Here is a 20232-nt window from a genome sequence, read left to right on the forward strand (position 1 = left end):
GAGTATGTCATTGACTACTCAAATGAACGGAGAATGCCTCTCCTCGCCTCGTTGAGGACATCGGGCTCGTGGTCGCCGCCGGACCGTTCGCTGTACTCGCCGCATTCGGCTGTATTCGACGGTGGCCGGTCCGGCGCACACGTCGCCTGCCGTGAAACGACGAACGGCCCGGCGGAATTCATAGACGTGCGGTGACACGGCATGGGCGGCGGCTCTCCGAGCCGCCGCCCATGGGCCGGTTGTCGATATCGCCGCTCAGTTGTTGACGCCGGCGCCGCTGCCGCCCTGCCCGCCGCTGGCGGGGCTGGTGTCGTCGGTGATGCCGATGCCGCTGCCCGTGCTCGTTCCCGCTCCCGTGCCACCGCTACCACCACCGCCGTGACCGTGGCCGTGGCCGGCGCCGCGGCGTTGACGGCACCTGTCGGGGTTCTTGTGCTTGCTGCAGGGCTTCTGGAGGGCGGTGAGGGTGGAGGTCGTGGAGGTGGTCCGGGCCACGGTGTCGGCGCTGGCGAACGAGGCCGGCATCGTCACGGGTGCGATGAGAGCGGACGCCACCATCGTTCCGGCGGCGAGAGCGTTCCTGACTTTGATCATGATGGATCACTCCATGTCAAACCAGTTCACGCCTGGGCGATACCCGGGCTGACGGGACGCCGAATCGGTGTCGAAAACAATGGACGGAACAGAAACGACGGAGACGACACCGACGCGGCGCAGAACCTGAATCCCACGGTATTGGAGGGAACTCCATTGACCACCCAGAAAGGCCCAAAGCCTTGGGCACACCGGATGACGCCCCGATAACCAACGGGAATCAAAGGAGAGAGTCCGGCCGCATTCGACCGCGCCATTCCACCGAAAGCCCGCACCTCAAGGGCCTGCCATCGGGAACGGACCACAATGCCCTGGTAGATCATCACCACGCGGAAGGCTTTATCTCCCGACGACCGCGGCCCTTTCCCTGTGGGACCGAGGACGGTGAGTCCGGTTGCGGAGCCTGGGACCACTCCCACGCCGCGCAACCGGACCCCCATTAGATTTTCATTGAACTCCAACGGGCCTGAAGTTCACCGTGAACGAATCCCGCTACAACCGCTCAAGCGGCAGGAGGGGGCGTACGCTGCGGCAGACGCCGTCGCTCGCCGCCGCCGCGGCCACCCGGCCCGCGTCCGGCACCCCGTAGGAGGTGGTCCGCTGCCGGACCCGCCGCCCGGTCGGGGCCACCATGGCCTCAAGCTCGGTGATCGTCTTGAAGGAGCCGTTCTCCGACCCCGCCATCCGGCTGATCGTCTCCTCCATCAGCGTGCCGCCGAGGTCGTTGACCCCGCCCTGGAGCACCTCGCGGCACAACCCGTCCTGGAGCTTCACCCAGGAACACTGGATGTTCTTGATCGCGCCGTGCAGGAGGATCCGGGCCAGCGCGTGCACGGCCCGGTTCTCCCGAGCGGTCGGTCCCGGCCGGGCGATCCCCGCCAGGTAGATGGGCGAGCTGTGGTGAACGAACGGCAGCAGCACGAACTCGGAGAATCCGCCGGTCTCCTCCTGGATGCGGCGGATCAACCTGATGTGCTGGACCCAGTGCGCGTGGTTGTCCACGTGGCCGTACATCATCGTGGACGTCGTCGGGATGCCGACCCTGTGGGCGGTGGAGATGACCTCGATCCACTCCCTGGTGGGGAGCTTGCCCTTGGTGAGCACCCAGCGGACGTCGTCGTCGAGGATCTCGGCCGCGGTGCCGGGGAGCGAGTCGACACCCGCCTCTCTGGCCGCGGTCAGCCAGTCCTCGATGGACAGGTTGGTACGGCTCGCGCCGTTGATGACCTCCATGGGAGAGAAGGCGTGAACGTGCATCTCCGGCACCCGGGCCTTGACCGCCCTGGCGATGTCGAAGTAGGCGCTGCCCGGCAGGTCCGGATGGATGCCGCCCTGCATGCACACCTCGGTGGCTCCGGCCTCCCATCCCTCCCAGGCCCGGTCGGCGACCTGCTCCAATGACAGGGTGTAGGCGTCGGCGTCGGTACGGCGCTGCGCGAAGGCGCAGAAGCGGCAGCCGGTGTAGCAGACGTTGGTGAAGTTGATGTTCCGGTTCACCACGTAGGTGACGTCGTCGCCGACCGCCTCCCTGCGGAGGCCGTCGGCGATCCGGCACAGCTCGTCCAGGGCCGCGTCGTCCGCCCCGGTGCCGTCGGGGTCACCGGCGACGTCGAGCAGGACGAGCGCCTGCGCGTCGGTGAGCCGGGCAGGGTCGGTCTCGGCCTGCCGCAGCGCCTGCCGTACATCGCCCCTGACCGCCGAGGAGGCGGCGGGGAGACGTTCCTTGAGCGCCTCCCAGTCGCCGTAGACGTTGTCGAAGTCGTCGCGACGGTCGTTGGTCCGGCCCTCGGTGTCGACGGCCGTGTGCAGGTCGGTGCGCCCCAGGGAGACGAAGCCGCCGTCCGGCTCCTGCCAGGGACGGCCGGCGAGGACCGCGTCCTCGCGGGCGAGGCCGGTCTCGGGGTCGGCGAGGGCGGCCACGTGGGCGTTGAGCCTGGGGTCGAGCCAGGGCTCCCCGGCGAGGACGAACTCCGGGTAGATCGTCAGCCGCTCGCGCAGGGTGAACCCGGTGGCGGCCGTACGGGCGGCGAGGTCCTCGATCTGGGGCCACGGGCGCTCGGGGTTGACGTGGTCGGGCGTCAGCGGGGAGACCCCGCCCCAGTCGTCGATGCCCGCCCTGATCATCAGGGCGTACTCGGAGTCGACCAGGTTCGGCGGCGCCTGCACCCGCATCTTGGGACCCAGCACCAGCCGGGTCACCGCGATCGTGGCGGCCAGCTCCTGCAGGTCGGCGTCCGGCATGCCGCGCATCGCGGTGTCCGGCTTTGCGCGGAAGTTCTGGACGATGACCTCCTGGAGCCCGCCGTACTCGCGCGCCACCTTGCGCAGCGCGAACACCGACTCGGCGCGGTCCTCGATCGTCTCGCCGATGCCGATGAGGATCCCGCTGGTGAACGGCACGTTCGTCCGCCCCGCGTCCTCCAGCACGCGCAGCCGCACCGCGGGATCCTTGTCCGGCGAGCCGTGGTGCGCCTGCCCCTTCTCCTCGAACAGCCGCCGTGAGGTCGTCTCCAGCATCATCCCCATGGACGGCGCCACCGGCTTGAGGCGCTGCAGGTCCTTCCAGGTCATGACGCCGGGGTTCAGGTGCGGCAGCAACCCGGTCTCCTCCAGCACCCGGATGGCCATCGCGCGGACGTAGGACAGCGTGTCGTCGTAACCGTGCGCGTCCAGCCACTCGCGGGCCTGGTGCCAGCGGTCCTCGGGCCGGTCGCCCAGGGTGAACAGCGCCTCCTTGCACCCCATCGCCGCACCCTGCCGGGCGATCTCAAGCACCTCGTCGGGGCTGAGGAACATGCTCTCCAGCTTGTGCGGGGCGGTGGCGAACGTGCAGTAGCCGCAGCGGTCCCGGCAGAGCCGGGTCAGCGGGATGAAGACCTTGCGGCTGTAGGTGATGATCCCTTGTCGCCCCACGGCCTCCAGTCCCGCGTCCCTGACCCGGCCTGCGTGCCCGAGCAGGGTCTCAAGGTGTTCGTTCCTGGCGTGAAGCAGAACGGTGGCTTCGGTCACATCGAGAGCTTTGCCGTCGCGGGCCCTGGCCAGGGCCCGGCGCATCGCGTTGTCGGTGGGGTTCACGCTCATGACCGCACAGTACGACGCGGCGCCCCTCGGTGAGGCGGCGGGTCCGGGGATAGGGCCGGAATAGCCCATCGGACGATTCAGTTTCACTAAACGATATACCCAAGCAAGTCTCGATAGACGTAAATGCTTGCAGATGCATACAGTAAAGACATCGCAGGAACACGTCCCTCAGGAGTCGAAAATGATCTGGTTTCTCCTCACCCTCGTCGCCGTCGCCGTCCTTGCTCCGCTCGTCGGAGCCGACACCCGCGACGGGCGCGACTGGCAGTCCTCAGCCCGTTGACGGCCGAAGACGGCGAGCTCAGAACGACCGGTAGTCTCGGGCGGCCATCCGCGGCCCCCGGGCGGGAGGCCGCTCACCGCCCAACCTCAGCAACAGGCTGACCCGGTGCCTGTGCCCCCGATAGGGAGCCAGCAGCCGCAACATCTCCGCGTCGTCGGCCCGGCGGCCGCTCAGCGACCAGCCCACCAGCGACGGCAGGTGGAAGTCACCCACCGACACCGCGTCCGCGTCACCGTGCGACCTCTGCCGCACCTCCGCCGACGTCCACACCCCGATCCCGGGCAGCGCCCGCAACAGCCGATCCGCCTCGGCGCTGCCCCCCGCCGCCTCCAGCTTCGCGGCGTGCCACGCGGCGTTCACGATCGTGCGCGCCCGTACGGCCTCCGCCCCCGCCCGGTGCCAGTCCCACGAGGGGATGGCCCGCCACACCTCGGGCTCAGGGAAGACCCGCATCCCCTCGGGCGCGGGCCCCGGCGCGGGCTCGCCGTACCGGCCGAGCAGCAGGCGCCACGCCCGCCACGCCTCGGCGCTCACGACCTTCTGTTCGAGCACGGCGGGCACGAGGGCCTCCAGCACCCGTGACGTCCGTCCGATCCTGAGCCCCTCGTAGCGCTTGGCCGCCCTCCTGACCACCTCGTGCTCGGGGGCGAACCCCGAGAGATCGTCATCGACGCCGAGCAGCGCGGGGAGCGTCTCCAGCAGCCACTCCGCTCCCGGCCCCCAGGCGGTGGCGGCGACATGCCCGTCCCGGGCGGACACCCGCAGCGTGCCCGGGCCGCCGGGCGTGCGCGAGGTCCGCCAGATACTCCCGTCGGGCGTCCTTCGCCAGGTGGGATCGCCGTTCCCGTGGCGGTGCCGCCCCAGCGTCAGCCCCAGATCGAGCGGCTGCTCCGACCGCCACCCCCGCTCCCTCACGACGCTCCGTACGGGATCTAAAGGTCGCTGGAGAAGCGAACCGCGCACTCGGGAAGCACGATGCCGGGCCAGACGCGGCTGCCGGCCAGCAACTCGTTGCCCGGTCCGACGACGGCCCCGTCGCCGACGACCACCTCGCGCAGAACCGCTCCGCAGTCGACCCGGGCGCCGATGCCGACCACCGAGTCGACCACGACCGCACCCGAGTGGATCACGCAGTCGTCGCCGAGCACGCTGCCGGAGACCTGGGCTCCGGACTCCACCGTCGCGCGGGCGCCGATCACCGAACCGCCGCCGACCTTGGCCTCGGCCGAGACCATGGCACCGGGCAGGGCGAGGAAGTCGCCGGTGGGACCGGGTAAGGCCGGCGAGACGAGGCGGCCGAGGACGAGGTCGCGGGAACCCTGGACGAAGGCGGCGGGGGTGCCGACGTCGAGCCAGTAGGACGCGTCGGCGTAACCGAGCACCAGGGCGCCGTCCTCGATCAGGCTGGGGAAGGTCTCCCGCTCGACCGAGACGACCTCGCCCGCCGGGATCGTGTCGATCACCGAGCGGGTGAAGACGTAGCATCCGGCGTTGATCCGGTTCGTGACCGGGTTCGGGGTCTTCTCCAGGAAGGCGGTCACCCGGCCCTCGTCGTCGGTCGGCACGCAGCCGAAGCGCGAGGGGTCTTCCACCTCGGTCAGGTGCAGGGTGACCGCGGCCCCCCCGGCGACGTGCATGTCGACCTGGTCGCGGATGTCGTGGCCGGACAGGATGTCGCCGTTGAGCACCAGCACCGGCGCGTCCGGGTCCGAGCTCAGCGCCTCGGCGGCGTTACGGATGGCGCCGCCGGTGCCGAGCGGGGTCTCCTCGGTCATGTATTCCAGGGAGAGCCCGAACGCCGCACCGTCTCCGAAGGCCTCGGAGAACATCTCCGCCCGGTAGGAGGTGGCGAACACGATGCGCCGCACCCCGAACGACCTGGCCCGCGCGAGCTGGTGGGCGAGAAAGGGAACCCCCGCCGTGGGGAGTAGCGGTTTGGGGGTGCCAAGCGTCAGCGGACGCAGGCGCGTCCCCTGTCCTCCGACGAGGAGAATCGCCTCGAGCTCCGGCAAAGGGGTCTCCATCATTCCGCGAGGCTAGCTCACTACTCGGCAGCGCGTTGGTAGGAGAGCAGATGGGCCTCCGCCGACGCCTCCCAGGTGAACTCCCTGGCCCGGACCATTCCCGCCGTGGACAGAACCTGCCTGCGCTCCGGCGAGGACAGCAGCGCCCGCAACGCGCCGGCGATGCTCACGTCGTCGGGCTCGGTGTAGGCGACCGCGTCGCCTCCCACCTCGGGCAGCGAGGTGCGGTGCGTGGTGAGCACCGGCGCGCCGCAGGCCATCGCCTCCAGGACCGGAAGCCCGAAGCCCTCACCCCTTGAGGGGAAGGCCGCCACGAGCGCGCCGCCGAGGAATCCCGACAGGTCGGCGAAGGCGAGGAATCCGGGGCGGAGCACCCGCACGGTCGACGGAACCTCGCTCACCGCGGCGTCCACGCCGGCGTCACGAATGCTCCCGGCCAGCACCAGCGCGGGCGGGTCGGCAAGGTCCTGAACCGCGCGCACGAAGCCGCGGATCAGGTTTGGCACGTTCTTACGGGGCTCCAGCGGGCCGAGGAAGGCGACATAGGGGGTGCCGTGCAGGCCGAGCCGGTCGGAGGCGTGCTTGACCTCGCTCTCGGACGGCCGGTGGAACAGCACCGGATCCACCCCGTGGTAGGCGACGTCGATCCGGGTGGGGTCGGCGGCGAGCACCCGGATCAGCTCGTCGCGGGTCGCCTTGGAGGGCACGATCACCCTGGACGCGTGCCGCACGGCCGTGCGGGTCGCCGAGCGGAAGAACGACGCCTTGACCGCGCTGTGCTGCGTGGGCTCGGTGAACCAGGTGAGGTCGTGCACGGTCGCCACGGTCGGCAGGCCCGACCGCAGCGGGATCGAGTAATACGGGGCGTGGATCACCTGCGCGCCGGCCTGCCGGGCGAGGAGCGGAAGGCCGGTCTGCTCCCAGGCCAGCCGGGCGGCCCGATTGGTGATCCCGTGAGGTCCCGGCACGATCCGGGCGGAGGGCGCGAGCCCGGCGTATCGTTCGGCGTCGGCACGCTGGCAGACGACCACAAGATCGGTGCCCATCCTGTCCAGGGCGGCGACGAGTCCATCGACGTACCTGATCAGCGCGCCGCGATCGGCCGGAACCGCAGCCGCGTCAACGAGCACTCGAGGCGTCAAGAAGGATCGCTCCCCTCAGAATCCACTCGGGACAGCCGTCCCCTTCTTCCATCAACTCTATTGCCAGAGTCTCTGAAAACGTGGGGGAAATCACACGGCTTTTCCCTGAACGGAATCACTCTGGGAGTCGACGGAACGCCGGGCGGCCAGACCCGCGAGGCCCGCGCAGATGAGATCGCCGAGAATGATCACAATCCTGGAGCAGAGTGCCGCCGCGATCGCCGACCCCCGGTCCAGCACCGGCGCCAGGACCACCACCATCGCCGCCTCGCGCACTCCCGCCCCCGCGGGGACCACGAACGTCATGATCCCCAGGCACCAGGACAGCGCGAACGCGCCGATGGAGAACACGATCATCGACACCCCCGAAAGCCCGAGCTCCTGGATGATCGCCGCCAGGTGCAGGCCGTACGCGGTCCAGCCGAGCAGCGCCCAGCCCAGCGCGGTGAGCATGCCCCTGCGGGTGAGCGGGCGCTCCAGCGGCTCGCGCCTCAGCTTCCGCAGCCCGAACCCGACGACCGCGTTGATCACCCGCGGCTCGAACACCACCGCGAGCACCGGGATCAGCAGGAACACCCAGGCGTACGGTGCGACGGACCCCGGCATGGCGGCCAGCAGCGTCACCGCCGAGATCAGCAGGCCGCTGGCGAGCTGCACCGGCAGCGTCAGGAAGAAGGCGGCGGCACTGCGGGACCTGGGCACGCCCAGCTCACGCCCCATCTCCATCTGGGCGATCACCGGCCAGAGCGAGCCGGGGATGTACTTGCCCAGCTGCCCGACGAAGAAGACCTTCGCCCCCGCGCGGAACGGCAGCGGCGAGCCGAGATCGGCCAGCAGCGCCCGCCACGTCATCATCCCGCCGCACAGCGCCGCGATCACCGCGACCAGCGACAGCACGAGCGACTGCCACGACAGCCGGGCGAACCCCGTCTGGATCTCGTCCCACTGCCCCACCACCACCCACGCGCCGAACCCGAGCGCGACGAGCAGGAAGGCGATGCGGACCAGGCGTTTCACGAGCGGCTCACAGGACGCGAACCGGGTCGGGCGGCTGCGGCAGGGACGCCCCCGCCGGGACGCGTCCGCTCTTGGTCGCCACCCACAGGTAGGTCGGCACCACCGGAAGCAGCGCGCGCAGGACGGGCCGCGGCATCCGGGACAGCACGCCCCCGGCCACGCGGCCGATCACGCCGGGGAACAGCTCGGACCCGGCGAACGCCGCCGGGGTGGCGAGCACCGGGAAGGTGTAGTCCCATACGCGCAGCCCCCGCACCATCTTGCGCAGGCCGCGGCGCGTCCGGTAGCGCTCGTAATAACTGTCGGCCCTGCCGGACAGCCGGACGTAGCGGTCGGCCAGCGCGGGCGGCAGGTAGGACAGGAACGGCAGCTTGTAGTGCGGCTCCATCACCCCGAGCCGGTTGCCCAGTCCCAGGTAGAGGAGGCCGTCGTCGGTGAGCACCCGGCGCATCTCGGCCATGATCGCGTCCGGGTCGACCACGTGCTCGTAGATGTGGTTGAAGACCAGCACGTCGACGGACCCGTCGGGGAAGGGCAGGGCGGTGCCGTCGGCGCACACGAACTCGACCCGCTCGCCGAACCGCTGGGCCGCCTTGCGCAGGCCCGGCACGTCGATGTCGACGCCGAACGTCCGGCTCGCGCCCGCCGCGGCGAGTTCGTCGGCGATGAAACCCGCCGAGCACCCGATGTCGGCGACCGTCAGCCCGGCGAGCACGTCCTTGTCCCGGCCGAGGAAGTGGCCGAGCACCGCCACGATCTTCGCGGCCTTGCGGCGGCGTTTCTCCTCGTCGAGCATCGCCGCCTGGAACTCGGAGTATTCAAGCTGCGCCACTCGTTCGGTGCTCATCGGTCGCTCACCGCTCCTCGGTCGCCCGCTGCTTCCCGCGCCGCCACGGCGTCGCCCGCCACATATCGACGCATCATGATGTCGCTCGCCGCGCCTTCGTGCACTGTGACGCCTGTTGATGCACCTTGTTGCACTGCGACGCCCAAGAATACCGGTGACCCGGGACCCCACCGCCGGGTAACGCGCGCACGGCCCCCCGTCAGCGTGAGACCAGCGCCTCGACATAGGAGGCCCAGTAGGGCTCGGGGTCGACGGCCTTGACCCCGGCGCGGAGCCGCTCGGGCTCGCCGGGACGGTAGAACCCGGCCAGCGCCGCACGCAGCGCCTCCACCGAGCCGGGCTCGACCAGCAGCCCGTCCACCCCGTCGGTGACGTGGTCGCCGAGCGTGCCGACCCGGGTGGCGATCACCGGCACCCCGTGCTCGTGGCCGACCCACACCTGCTGGCTGGCCGTCCCGCTCCGGTAGGGCAGGACCAGCGCGTCCACGTCCGCGAACAGCCCCGGCACGTCCGCCGCGGCCACGTAGCCTGGCCGCAGCTCCACCCGGTCGGTCAGGCCGAGCTCGGCGACCAGCGCCTTCGTCTCGTCCAGACCGCCCCAGAACTCCCCCGCCACCCGAAGCGACACGCCCTCGGGCAGCGCGCGGATCAGCAGGTCCAGCCCCTTGTACGGCCGGACGAGGCCGAAGAACAGCAGCCGGTCGTGCACGCCGGGCTCACCGGTCCGGCCCGGAAGCCGCGCCCTCCCCTCCGAGGAGCCGGGCTCACCGGCCCGGCTCGGGAGGTGTGGCGCCATCTCGGCCATCCGTACGGGGGCGGGCGTCAGCTCGCGGGCCAGCGCGGCCTGCCGCTCGGAGTGGACGAGCACCGTGTCGACCCGGCGCAGCAGCGCCTTCATCAGCGGCGCGTCGTACGGCTTGGACTCGTGCGGCAGGACGTTGTGGCAGAGCGCCACCACCCTGGTCCGGCGGCGCAGGCCGTACAGGATGCCCAGGTAGGGCGGGACCTGCACCGGGCTGAGCACCGCGAAGATCACCAGGTCGGCGGTTCTGAGCCGCCGGCCGCAGCGGACCCAGCCGTCCGGGCGACGCCAGTCGAGATCGCGCCGGACGTGGGGGAACGGCTCGCCGTCGGGGGTGTCGACGGTCTGCTGCCCGGGATAGAGGAAGGAGGGGTACTGTGCCCGCCACGACTCGATCACCACGTCGTGCCCGGCGGCCCGCAGGCGGTGCGCCAGCTCGGTGGTGTGCGCGGCGCCGCCGCCCTTGTAGGGGTAGGTCGGTCCGACGACCGCGATCCGCATCTACTCGCTCCTGGACCGCACGATGAGGTCGGCCAGCAGCGCCAGCGAACCGATGAGCAGACCGGACAGGAAGATCACGATGGTGTTGCTGGTCAGGTAGAACCCGTAGCGGAAGATGTCGACGACACCCTTGACCAGGCCGATGCCGACCAGCCAGAGGGCGGGCGGCATGAGGACCTTGAGCGGGTTGAAGTACATGACCATCCGCAGCACCTGCAGGATGTAGCGGTAGGCGTCGGAGACGAAGCTGAACTTCGACGTGCCCGCCCGCTTGCTGTAGCCGATCGGCAGGTAGTAGACGTCGTGCTGGTTCGACAGGAACGACAGCGTGATCGTCGTGACGCAGGAGAACCCGGGCGGCAGCAGCCGCAGGTACGGCTTGGCGACCGACTTGCGGAACGCCCGCAGCCCGCTGTTGAGGTCGGGGATCTTCTGCCCCGCCAGCCGCTCGGCCACCTTGCGGATGAACCACTTCGCCGGAACCCGGAGAAACTTGTGCGAGCCCTCCTCGCTCGTCCGCGCGCCCACGACCTGGTCGATCGCCGAGTCCTTCTCCAGGATCTGGATGAGCTCGGGGATGCGCTCGTTCGGGTACGTCATGTCGGCGTCGGTCCACACGACGATCTCGCCGCGCGCCTCCTGCGTGCCGATCCTGCGCACCGTTCCCGACCCGCCGTTGCGGTGGAACGCCCGGACCCGCATGTTGGGGAACCGGGGCTCGGCCTCCCGCAGCTTCGCCAGGGTCTGGTCGGTGGAGAAGTCGTCGACGGCCACGAGCTCGTAGGTGTATCCGCTGTGGTCCATGGCCTCGCAGATGCGCTCGACCTCGGCGATGACGTGGTCCTGCTCGTTGTAACACGGCAGGACGATGGTCACGTACGGTGTTGCGTCCACAGCTGATCCACTCTCGGGCGTCTCGGGCATGCTCACGTCGGGCGAGGATACTCTGCCCAGCCGAAAGGCGAGCGCACTTCACCTCCCCGGGCAGGTCCGGTACCTACCGGCTGTCGGCCACCGTCCTGGCGTGGCCGACCCCCGGCATCACCTTGACCGTGTCGATCAGCACCTGGGCGTCACCCGGATCGGCGAGCTTGACGTAGTAGGACTCGGGAAAACCCTGAGGGCCCGACACCTTGCTCATCCAGAAGAATCCGAACACCTTCGCGGCATGCTCGGAATCCTCGAAATAGACCTTCTCGACCCCCTCCACGGTTCCCAGCCTGGCCTCGATCCTCTCCCTGTCCAACGGCGTGGCGCCGTCGCGCCCGTCACAGGTGCCGGACGCCTCCGCCGGCCCGCACAGCGTGATCTCGACGTCGGCCTTGCCCTCCCAGAAGGAACCCCCGAAGGTGAAGACGTTGGAGACGCCGGCCATCTTCTCGAAGGTGGATCTGATCGGCACGATGTCGGCCCGCCGATGGAGCCTGCCCCTGAACGACTCCGGCATGTCGTCGACCTGGAGGGCCGAGAGCAGAGCCTTGTTGTCCGCGTTCTGCTCCCGGAAGTTCGCCCACGCCGCATTTTGCGATTCGCAGCTCACCTCCGCCACCTGGGGCATCGCCCGCAGCCTCGCCTCAAGGGCTCGTCGCTGTTTCGATGTGATCGCCCGCTTGTGGCACTGCTTCCAAACGTTGTCTTTCCCGCAGAGAAAGATGGTGAACACTCCGTCCTGGGGCCAGGGACCGGCCGGGGGCGGAGAAACCTGGATGAGGCGCTGCTGGACGTACCGCCCTTCGGTCCCGGCCGTCGCGGCCCCGGTCGCTCCCAGTGCCACCGCGACGGCCATCACACCGGCCGGCAGCGCGCGACGAATCCCGACCCGTGTCCGACTCCGGGACCGCCGCCCCGAGTCCCCGGAGGACAGATCTTCTGCTTCGGAAACCTCGAGGTTCACGTGCATGGACCGACTATGTCGATCTTGTCGGCCTTCGGTCAATCCATTACCGAATGATGCCGACGTCCAGGAGTTCGCCGAGGTTCTCGTCCGCGCGGGACGCCCACAGGGGATCCCCACTCGTCGCGTAACCCACGGAAGGCGTGGCCGTTCCCGGCCGGCGAAGTGAGATGACCACGGCAACGGGCTCGCCGCACCCGGTGACGGCCGGCGTCTCGCCCGCGTTGACCCGCGCGAGAACCCGTCCGGTTCCATGGGTGAGACCACCCGCACCCACCGTACGGTCGCTGAACAACGGCTCACTCATGGGGCAATCGTGACCCCCGGGTGGCCACATCGGCGGGGAATTCACCACTTTCCTCACGCTCAGGTGTTCAGAGAACGATCATCCAGACGTTGACGGCCAGGGACCAGGTGCCGTCGGGCGGGTCGACGAGGGAGCGTTCGTCCTGACGGGTACGGAGGCCCATGATCTGGACCGGCGTGCCGTAGGCGGAGAGCTGCCGGGCCTCGGCGGCGAGCAGGACCGGGACCCGGCCGGCGGCGCGGACGCGGTCGGCCACATAGGTGACGGTGGGCCGGACGGAGACGCCGGCGTCCCTGAGGAGGGCGACCCTGGCGGTGGGAACGCCGCAGGTGCCCCGGACGACCTGGGTGAGCCGGTCGCCCGTGACCCGCTCCACGATCAGCACCGAGGCCCGCGCGGGGAGGGCCGCGCACATCCCCTCGACCGCCGCGCGCTCGCCGCGCTCGATCTGGTTGAACGCCGTCCCGGCGGAGGTGAGCGCCGTGGGGATGAGGAGCAGCGCCACGCCGAAGGCGGCGACGTTCTTCTGGACGGTCGGGCCGTACCCCGACCTGCGTGCCTTGTCCCGCGCCCAGCGCAGGCCCCAGACGGCGAGCAGGATCAGGCCGGGGATGACGATCGGGACGAGCCGCCGGGAGGCCCACGGCTGGTCGGGGGTGATGGCCGGGCGGTAGAGCGTGGTGAACGTGGTCCAGCCGATGACGGCCAGCGGCAGCAGCCAGGCGAACTCGCCTCCCCTGACCAGCCTGCGGGTGAGCACGGCCGCCGCCAGCGTGGCCAGAACCACCGTGGGGATCCCGACGTACCAGATCACCCAGTGGAGCGACTCCTCGTAGTACAGCCGGGAACCGTCCATCGGCAGCCCGTTCGCCTGCTGGGTCCTCTCGATGAACTCGAAGTTCACCCGGTCGTCGCCCGTGGTGGGCCACCGGGTGACGGTCTGCAGCCACGGCCGGACGGCGAAGGCCACCATGATCAGCACGACCAGGCCGCCGGCGATCTCGGGCAGCCGCCGGATCCCCGCGGCCCACCGGACGACGACGGCGAGTCGCGGTGCGAGGAGCGCGGCGATCAGGGTGAGGGCCAAGACCGCGCCGCAGATCGCCAGCAGCGGGTTGAGTGAACCCGACAGGTAGTCCAGGTACGGCCGGGAGAGCAGGTAGGCGGCGGCGAATCCTCCGGCGACCCCCGCCGCCAGCCCGCAGAGCAGGGGAACGCCGAGACGTCCCTCGTCCCTGGCGCCGACCCGGCGCAGGGCGATCAGCAGTCCGGCGTAGACGACCGCGGGGAGCACGTCGCGTAGCCCGTCGATCCTGACGAGGACGGCCAGCCCGAACACCAGACCCGCCAGGACCGCGCCGATCACGGCGCCGCCGGACCCCGCCGGGCGGATCCCGCCCGGCTCCGCCCCGGAGGCAACGGCGAGATCCCCGCCGGAGGGGGCGGCGGGCTCCGCGCCGGAGGGGACGGCCTGCGGGTGGCCGGCGCCCGCGAGGCCGGGACGGAGCCTGGCCTCGGCGTCGAACAACAGGGCCAGACCGCCGAAGAGCATGATCAGGGAGGGGATCTCGCTGAAGGTGGTGCGCGAGGTGTAGAGGATCGGCAGGCTGACCGCGAAGACCAGGGCGGCCGGCGGGGCCCAGCGCGCGCCGACGAGGCGGGCGACGACCCCCGCGACGACGAGCACGGCCAGCGCTCCCATCAGCGGCGGCACCAGGAAGAGCCCCGAGAGGCCGCCCAGCCAGGCGCCGACCGCGTCGATCATCGGCGATCCCGGCATGAACTGCGGCACGATCGCGCCGCCGAAGTCGTACAGGCCCATGCTGTCGAAGTGCAGTGCCGGGTTCGCGCCGCCGAAGGCCGCCTCCTGGAAGGGGATCGGCAGCGAGCCGTGACCGGCCAGCCAGAGGGCGTACTGCGCGTAGGTGGAGGGATCGCGGCGGATGATCAGTTGTTCGCTGTGGAACAGGCCGTTGAAGACGCCCGAGGCCAGGGCCACGGCGATCACCGCCGTCGTCTGCCAGGCGGTCGCCTCGACGGTCTTCGGCAGGCGGCGCAGGCCGTACCGGCACAGGAGCGCGGCGACCAGCAGGCCCAGGGGGATCGCGGCGGCCGGCCGGAACCAGCCGAGCAGCAGCAGCGGCAGCCCCGCCAGCAGCCAGCCCGCCAGCGCGAGTGCGGGCACGACCGAGACCACGGCGAGCACCGTGCCCGCCGAGGGCCTGCGCGTGTGATCCAACCAACCGGTTCTCATGGCTCGCCACGAGCGTAGTGGCAGGCCGGGACGACACCGGCGCGAGCGTCCGGCGACGCGGCGGCGCGGTGAAAGCCTGTAGCGTACGCCCAGCATTCGAAGGGGGCGGAGATTGGTCGGGTGGGTGCGGCGGCACCGTTTTTTCCTGGGTGTGCTGGGCCTCGGAGCCGTCCTGCGGGTGATCACCATGCTCGGATACCGGCCCGCGCTCTGGTTTCCCGACTCCTACACCTACGTCGTCACCGCGCTGAAGCCTCGCCCCGACCTGGTCCGCCCGGCCGGATACCCGATGTTCCTGCGCCTGTTCGAACCGTTTCACAGCTTCGCCCTCGTCACGCTGGTCCAGCACCTGCTGGGGCTGATGGTCGGCGTGCTGGTCTACCTCACCGCCCGGCGGCTGCGCGCCCCCGGCTGGGCCGCGGTGGGCGCGTCCGTTCCCTCCCTGCTGGACGCCTACCAGATCGAGTTGGAACACCTGCTGGTCTCCGACACCCTGTTCGCCGTTCTGATCATGTCGGCGGTCTGCCTGGGCGTGCGGCGGACCGTCGGGTGGCGTACGGCGTGCGGGATCGGGCTGCTGCTCGCGGCGGCGACCCTGACCAGGACCGTCGGGCTGCCGCTGGTCGTGATCTTCGCCGCCTGGCTGATCTACCGGGAGCGGGGGCGGGTGGTCACGCCAAGACTGCTGCTGCCGGCCGGGGTGATGCTGATCGCGGCGACGCTGCCGATCCTGGGGTACGGGGCCTGGTTCTACGCGACCTACCAGCGGGTCGGCATCGTGGGCGCCAACGGCGTCTTCCTCTACGCCAAGACGATGACCTTCGCCGACTGCGCGGTGATGAAGCCCTCGCCGGACCTGGCCGTGCTCTGCGACCCCCGGCCGCCGCGCGAGCGGCCTCCCATGCAGGAGTACGTCTGGGGTCCGGACTCGCCACTGGTCAAGCTGCCCGGCATCACCTTCGCCAAGGAGACCGACGCGCTGGCCGGGCGGTTCGCCTCGCTGGCCATCCAGAGCCAGCCGCTCGACTATCTGGGGTCGGTCGTCTCGGAGCTGGCCCGCTCGTTCACCTGGGGCCGCCCGGTCTACCCGGACCGGGAGGTCTACGACTACTACGAGTTCCCGGACAGGCCGCCGGCCCCACCGGGCCGCTATCCGGCCACGGAGGGCGCCGAGTCCGCCCGGCGCTACGAGCAGGGCTCGATCACCGCTCAGGTCGTCGAACCCTACGCGGGCTGGATGCGTACCTACCAGGACGTGGCCCGGCTCCCCGGAACGGCGGTACTGGTGATCCTGCTCATCCCTCCGGTGGCGGCGGCCGTCCGGCGGTTCCGCCCGGAGTCCACGGCGTGGGTGCTGCCGTGGACGACGGCGACGGTGCTGCTGGTGATGCCTCCGGCGGTCGCGCAGTTCGACTACCGCTACGTTCTGCCCGTCGTACCCGCAGCGTGCCTGGCTGCGGCATTGGTTGCGGGTAAACCTAATTTCCGTAATATTCCAAGAAATGTCCGTATTTGAGTATGCTGGCCGCCAGATCAGCACGGCGGTGGTCAGGGGATGGTCTTGAGCAAATTCATGTCATCGCAGCTCCCGGTGCGCGCATCGTGACCTACTCTTTGGGCGCGATGAACGAGCTGGAACAGCACCGGACGGTGCCGCGAAGCGAGGAGATCGCATGAGCGACCACCGGCATGCCGGGGGGAAGGACCGCGGGGCCGAATCGGGCCGCCGGGCGTCCCGTAGGGCGGGCGATGACGGAGGGCGGCCTCCCGAAGACCTCTCTCCGGACGGCGGGCCGCCCCGGAGCCGCAAGAGCGGGCGGCTGGGCGTGGGCGGCTGGGTCAGCATCGCGGTGACCGGCGTCATGGTGCTCGGCACCCTCGGCGGCTACACGCTCTACCGGAACACCTTCGCCAATATCAACACGCTCGACCCCACCGCCAATCTCGGCGCGAACCGCCCGGTGAACGAGACCGGGTCGCTCAACGTGCTACTGGTCGGCTCCGACACCCGCGAGGGCGACAACCTCCAGTACGGCCAGAAGATGCTCAACGCGGGCAAGCGGACCGACACGATCATCCTCATGCACATCTCGCCGAACCGCGACAAGGCGACGCTCATCAGCTTCCCCCGCGACTCCATGGTGGAGATGCCCGCGTGCAAGAGCGAGAACGGCACCCCGGTCGCCGCGAGACACGAGATGATCAACGCCGCCTACAACGAGGGCGGCATCACCTGCACCATCACCACGCTTGAGGCCCTCACCCAGATCCGCGTCGACCACTTCGTCGAGGTCGACTTCACCGGCTTCAAGAACATCGTGGACGCCCTCGGCGGCGTCCGGATCTGCCTCAAGGAGCCGGTCGACAGCAAGAAGGCCAAGCTCACCCTCGCCGCCGGCTGGCACAATCTCAAGGGCGAGGAGGCCCTGGGATACGTGCGGCTGCGCGACTACGGCGACGGCAGCGACATCCAGCGGATCAAGCGCCAGCAGGTCTTCCTCAGCAAGGTGGTCGACAAGGCGACCAGCAGCGCGCTGCTCACCGACCCCGCGAAACTCATCTCCTTCATCGGCGCCGCCTCGAAGTCGGTCCGGATGGACAAGGCACTGGCCGACGACCCCCAGACCCTGATCCGGATCGCGCAGAGCGCCAAGGCGCTGACGGCGAGCGGCGTCAAGTTCATCACCGTCCCGTGGGGCACGGACCCCAAGGACAAGAACCGGGTCGTCTGGAGTCAGCCCGCCGCGGACGAGCTGTTCGAGGCGATCCGCAGCGACAACGAGGTGCTCCCCACCGCCGCCCCCACCGGGCCCGCCAAGCCGACCGTCAAGAACGAGCAGGTCCGGGTCCAGGTCCTCAACGGCACCGACACCCTGAACAGGGCCAAGGAGGTCGCCGACAAGCTGACCGACCAGGGCTTCGTGGTGACCGAGGTCGGCAACGCCCGCCCGGCGACCGGCAACGTGCCCACCACCACGCTGCGGTACGCCAAGAACGATACCGCCGAGGGCCCCGCCTACGGGGACACGCTGGCCGCCAGGCTCTCCAGCGACAAGCGCACCCCCGTCGCCGGCAAGGTGAAGCCGGTCAGCACGGACAAGTACGTGTCGGCCAGCCCGGTCGCCAAGCCTCCCACCGGCCCGATCATCCAGCTGGTCATCGGCGCCGACTGGCCGGGCGTCCGGGTTCCCACCAAGATTCCCGACTCTCTCAAGGACCAGGTCGTCGACAACAAGACCGACCCCTGCCAGTAACGAGCGGCCGAGCGGCGAAGGACAGGTCGTCAGGCGGCGAGACCCGCCTGACGACCGGCGGCCACGGCCCGCGTCACGGCGTCTGTCACGGCGTCCGCCCCGTCACCTGTCACATCGTCCCCACGGTGTCCGTCAGGGTGTCCGTCACGGCCCGCGGCGCGGCGTGTGTCCTCCTCACCGGCCGGTGACCGGTGCCGTGACGCGGGCAGAATCCGGACAGTCACGATTCGCCGAGAACCCCGTGAAACTCGCCGTACTCGTGCGACAGGGGGCTCAACATCGGTTTAGGGTGGTCAGGTCGGCGAGGCGAGCCTCCTCTCACCCGCATCCCCGGCCGCCTTCTCGCTAGCGCGCCCGACTCCTTCCCCGGTCTCCGACAGATGGCTGAGCGTTTCCCCCGTGAGTGACATCCGCCCCTCTTTCCCGACGCCGGCCCCTCAGGACGACGGCGCCGACGCCGGCAGGCCAACCAGCGGGCAGGGCCGGGCCTCCGCCCCGCGGCCGACGCCGGATCCCGCGCGCCGGCCGCCGGCCCCCCAGCCCTCCTGGCCCGAGCCGCCCTCCATGCCGTACGCCTCCGGCCGGCGGGAGCGCGGGCCCGTGCCCGAGGAAGAGGAGGCGGGCGAGGTCACCGCGTGGGGCTATCCCGCCTACCAGGACTCGCCGCCGGACCAGCCGCACGACCTCCGGAATCCGCTCGCCGCCTCCGCTCCCCTGGAGCCCCTGCCATGGCGAGAGCCCTCAGCCTCACCCGAGCCCCGGAACACCCGCGAATCGGCGTGGGCTCCTGAGGAGACCTCACCGAACCGGCGGGAGCCCTCGTGGGCTCGCGAGGAGAGCAGGCCGGAGGGGGGCCCGCTCTCGCCCCACGGCTCCTCCCAGACACCGCCGTGGCGGCCGGACCGGACGCCGCCCCTCCCTCAGCCCCGGGAGGCCCCGACCGGCCCCCAGTTCCAGGGGTCCTCGACGGCGCGGCCCTTCTCCTACTGGGAGAGCACCGGCCAAAGGACCTCCGAGCCCTCGTTCTGGCACCGGTCCACCGACCCGGAGCGCGAGGCGGAGCAGGAGTGGCGGGCCGAGCAGGAGCGGGAGCCGTTCAAGGAGGAGGAGGAGCCCCCCGCTCCCCCGGCCAAGAAGAAGCGCGACCCGTATCTCGACAACGTGAAGTTCGTGCTGATCGCCCTCGTCGCGACCGGGCACTCGCTGGTGCCCACCCTGAGCGCGCACTCGGCGAAGTCGGCGTACATCTTCATCTACATGTTCCACATGCCGGCGTTCGTGCTGATCAGCGGCTATCTCGGACGTAATTTCTGGAACTCCAACGCCAAGATCAACAAACTGGTCGACACTCTGATCATCCCCTACGTGGTCGTCGAGATCGGCTACGCGCTGCTCCGCTACGGGCTGGGCCAGAAGTGGACCCTCACGATCATCGACCCGGCCTGGCTGAACTGGTATCTGCTGGCCCTGGTGCTCTGGCGGATCTCCACACCCATCTGGACCCGCATGCGGCAACCGCTGCTGGTCGCGGTGGTCATCTACATGATGGCGGGCTTCTCCGAGATCGGCGGCGACTTCAGCATCGACCGCTTCTTCGGCCTGCTCCCGTTCTACGTGCTCGGACTGCTGCTCAAGCCCGAGCACTTCGACCTGCTCAAGCCGACCTGGGTCAGGATCGTGGGCGGACTCACCCTCGTCGGGGCGGCGGGAGTGGCGATCTTCATCGCCCCCCACGTCAAGCTCGCCCCGGTCTACTACCGCTACAGCTTCAAGGGCATGGACATGTCCTGGTGGATGGGTCTCGGCGTGCGAGGCGCCGTGCTGATCGCGGGGATGATCATGACGTTCGCCCTGCTCGCGGTCATTCCCCGGAGAGAGACCTGGTTCTCCGACCTCGGCACCCGGACGCTCTACGCCTACCTGCTCCACGGCGTCGTCGTGCTCATCGCCAAGGACCAGCACTGGCTGAGCTTCCCCTGGCTGCACGGCCCGCTGGGGGTGATGGCGATCGCGTCGAGCGCCCTGGCCCTGGTCATCGTCCTGTGCCTGCCGGAGACCCGCACACTCTTCAAGTGGATGCTCGAACCCCGCCTGGTCTGGCTCTACCGCCGGCCGTCGGCGCAGGCCGTTCCCACGCCGCCGGCCGAGCCCCCAACCAGGGAGAGTTCAACCTCAGTTACCCGGTAATTAACGCAACACATCCGGTGATGACGGAAGGGACGCTCAGCATCG

General features: G+C 70.1%; 15 protein-coding genes. 3 read left to right on the plus strand and 12 right to left on the minus strand.

All coding sequences use genetic code 11. The features are described from left to right. Positions 1-255 precede the first annotated feature (255 nt). The 12 genes from J2853_RS27755 to J2853_RS27810 all read right to left on the minus strand — a co-directional run bounded on the left by J2853_RS27755 (position 256) and on the right by J2853_RS27810 (position 14731). Positions 256-594 carry a hypothetical protein gene (locus tag J2853_RS27755; protein ID WP_307562985.1) on the minus strand — a complete coding sequence of 113 codons (339 nt, stop codon included), beginning with the start codon at positions 592-594 and terminating at the stop codon, positions 256-258. 492 nt (positions 595-1086) lie between these two features. Further along, positions 1087-3675, minus strand: a complete 2589-nt coding sequence (locus J2853_RS27760; RefSeq protein ID WP_307562987.1) for a bifunctional FO biosynthesis protein CofGH — start codon at positions 3673-3675, stop codon at positions 1087-1089. Between the two features lie 301 nt (positions 3676-3976). Continuing rightward, a complete protein-coding gene (locus J2853_RS27765; RefSeq protein WP_307562989.1) occupies positions 3977-4873 on the minus strand; it encodes a DNA-3-methyladenine glycosylase family protein in 897 nt (298 codons plus the stop codon). A gap of 17 nt (positions 4874-4890) precedes the next feature. After that, positions 4891-5985 (minus strand): mannose-1-phosphate guanylyltransferase, encoded by a 1095-nt coding sequence (gene manB / locus J2853_RS27770; protein WP_307562990.1) that lies wholly within the window; start codon positions 5983-5985, stop codon positions 4891-4893. Positions 5986-6002: 17 nt separating this feature from the next. Next, entirely contained in the window at positions 6003-7124 is a 1122-nt protein-coding gene (locus J2853_RS27775) for a glycosyltransferase family 4 protein (protein ID WP_307562992.1), read from the minus strand. 90 nt (positions 7125-7214) lie between these two features. Continuing rightward, on the minus strand, positions 7215-8141 hold the full coding sequence (locus J2853_RS27780) for a lysylphosphatidylglycerol synthase transmembrane domain-containing protein (RefSeq protein WP_307562994.1): 927 nt from the start codon (positions 8139-8141) through the stop codon (positions 7215-7217). Between the two features lie 7 nt (positions 8142-8148). Then, complete coding sequence (locus J2853_RS27785) at positions 8149-8988, minus strand: class I SAM-dependent methyltransferase (RefSeq protein ID WP_307562996.1); 840 nt, start codon at positions 8986-8988, stop codon at positions 8149-8151. 199 nt (positions 8989-9187) lie between these two features. Next, positions 9188-10291, minus strand: a complete 1104-nt coding sequence (locus J2853_RS27790; RefSeq protein ID WP_307562998.1) for a glycosyltransferase family 4 protein — start codon at positions 10289-10291, stop codon at positions 9188-9190. After that, positions 10292-11215, minus strand: a complete 924-nt coding sequence (locus tag J2853_RS27795; protein ID WP_307568845.1) for a glycosyltransferase family 2 protein — start codon at positions 11213-11215, stop codon at positions 10292-10294. Between the two features lie 73 nt (positions 11216-11288). Next, complete coding sequence (locus J2853_RS27800; RefSeq protein ID WP_307563000.1) at positions 11289-12191, minus strand: permease-like cell division protein FtsX; 903 nt, start codon at positions 12189-12191, stop codon at positions 11289-11291. 40 nt (positions 12192-12231) lie between these two features. Next, positions 12232-12492: a type II toxin-antitoxin system prevent-host-death family antitoxin gene (locus J2853_RS27805; RefSeq protein WP_307563002.1), complete on the minus strand. Its 261-nt coding sequence runs from the start codon at positions 12490-12492 to the stop codon at positions 12232-12234. Positions 12493-12559: 67 nt separating this feature from the next. Further along, positions 12560-14731: a hypothetical protein gene (locus J2853_RS27810; protein WP_307563004.1), complete on the minus strand. Its 2172-nt coding sequence runs from the start codon at positions 14729-14731 to the stop codon at positions 12560-12562. A 166-nt stretch (positions 14732-14897) separates the two neighbouring features. Between J2853_RS27810 and J2853_RS27815 the strand changes: the two genes are divergently transcribed. The 3 genes from J2853_RS27815 to J2853_RS27825 all read left to right on the plus strand — a co-directional run bounded on the left by J2853_RS27815 (position 14898) and on the right by J2853_RS27825 (position 20187). Further along, positions 14898-16262, plus strand: coding sequence for a glycosyltransferase family protein (locus tag J2853_RS27815; protein ID WP_307563006.1), 1365 nt, complete (start codon positions 14898-14900; stop codon positions 16260-16262). Positions 16263-16419: 157 nt separating this feature from the next. Further along, a complete protein-coding gene (locus J2853_RS27820) occupies positions 16420-18000 on the plus strand; it encodes an LCP family protein (protein WP_307563008.1) in 1581 nt (526 codons plus the stop codon). A 399-nt stretch (positions 18001-18399) separates the two neighbouring features. Beyond that, positions 18400-20187 carry an acyltransferase family protein gene (locus J2853_RS27825; protein ID WP_307563010.1) on the plus strand — a complete coding sequence of 596 codons (1788 nt, stop codon included), beginning with the start codon at positions 18400-18402 and terminating at the stop codon, positions 20185-20187. The last annotated feature ends 45 nt before the right edge of the window (positions 20188-20232 follow it).

Source organism: Streptosporangium lutulentum (assembly GCF_030811455.1).
In the GTDB taxonomy this organism is placed as follows: Bacteria; Actinomycetota; Actinomycetes; order Streptosporangiales; family Streptosporangiaceae; genus Streptosporangium; species Streptosporangium lutulentum.

Coding starts and splice junctions, on each gene's coding strand:
- J2853_RS27755 (WP_307562985.1), bottom strand. CDS start 594: ATGATCAAAGTCAGGAACGCTCTCGCCGCCGGAACGATGGTGGCGTCC.
- J2853_RS27760 (WP_307562987.1), bottom strand. CDS start 3,675: ATGAGCGTGAACCCCACCGACAACGCGATGCGCCGGGCCCTGGCCAGG.
- manB (WP_307562990.1), bottom strand. CDS start 5,985: ATGATGGAGACCCCTTTGCCGGAGCTCGAGGCGATTCTCCTCGTCGGA.
- J2853_RS27785 (WP_307562996.1), bottom strand. CDS start 8,988: ATGAGCACCGAACGAGTGGCGCAGCTTGAATACTCCGAGTTCCAGGCG.
- J2853_RS27790 (WP_307562998.1), bottom strand. CDS start 10,291: ATGCGGATCGCGGTCGTCGGACCGACCTACCCCTACAAGGGCGGCGGC.
- J2853_RS27795 (WP_307568845.1), bottom strand. CDS start 11,215: ATGCCCGAGACGCCCGAGAGTGGATCAGCTGTGGACGCAACACCGTAC.
- J2853_RS27800 (WP_307563000.1), bottom strand. CDS start 12,191: ATGCACGTGAACCTCGAGGTTTCCGAAGCAGAAGATCTGTCCTCCGGG.
- J2853_RS27805 (WP_307563002.1), bottom strand. CDS start 12,492: ATGAGTGAGCCGTTGTTCAGCGACCGTACGGTGGGTGCGGGTGGTCTC.
- J2853_RS27820 (WP_307563008.1), top strand. CDS start 16,420: ATGAGCGACCACCGGCATGCCGGGGGGAAGGACCGCGGGGCCGAATCG.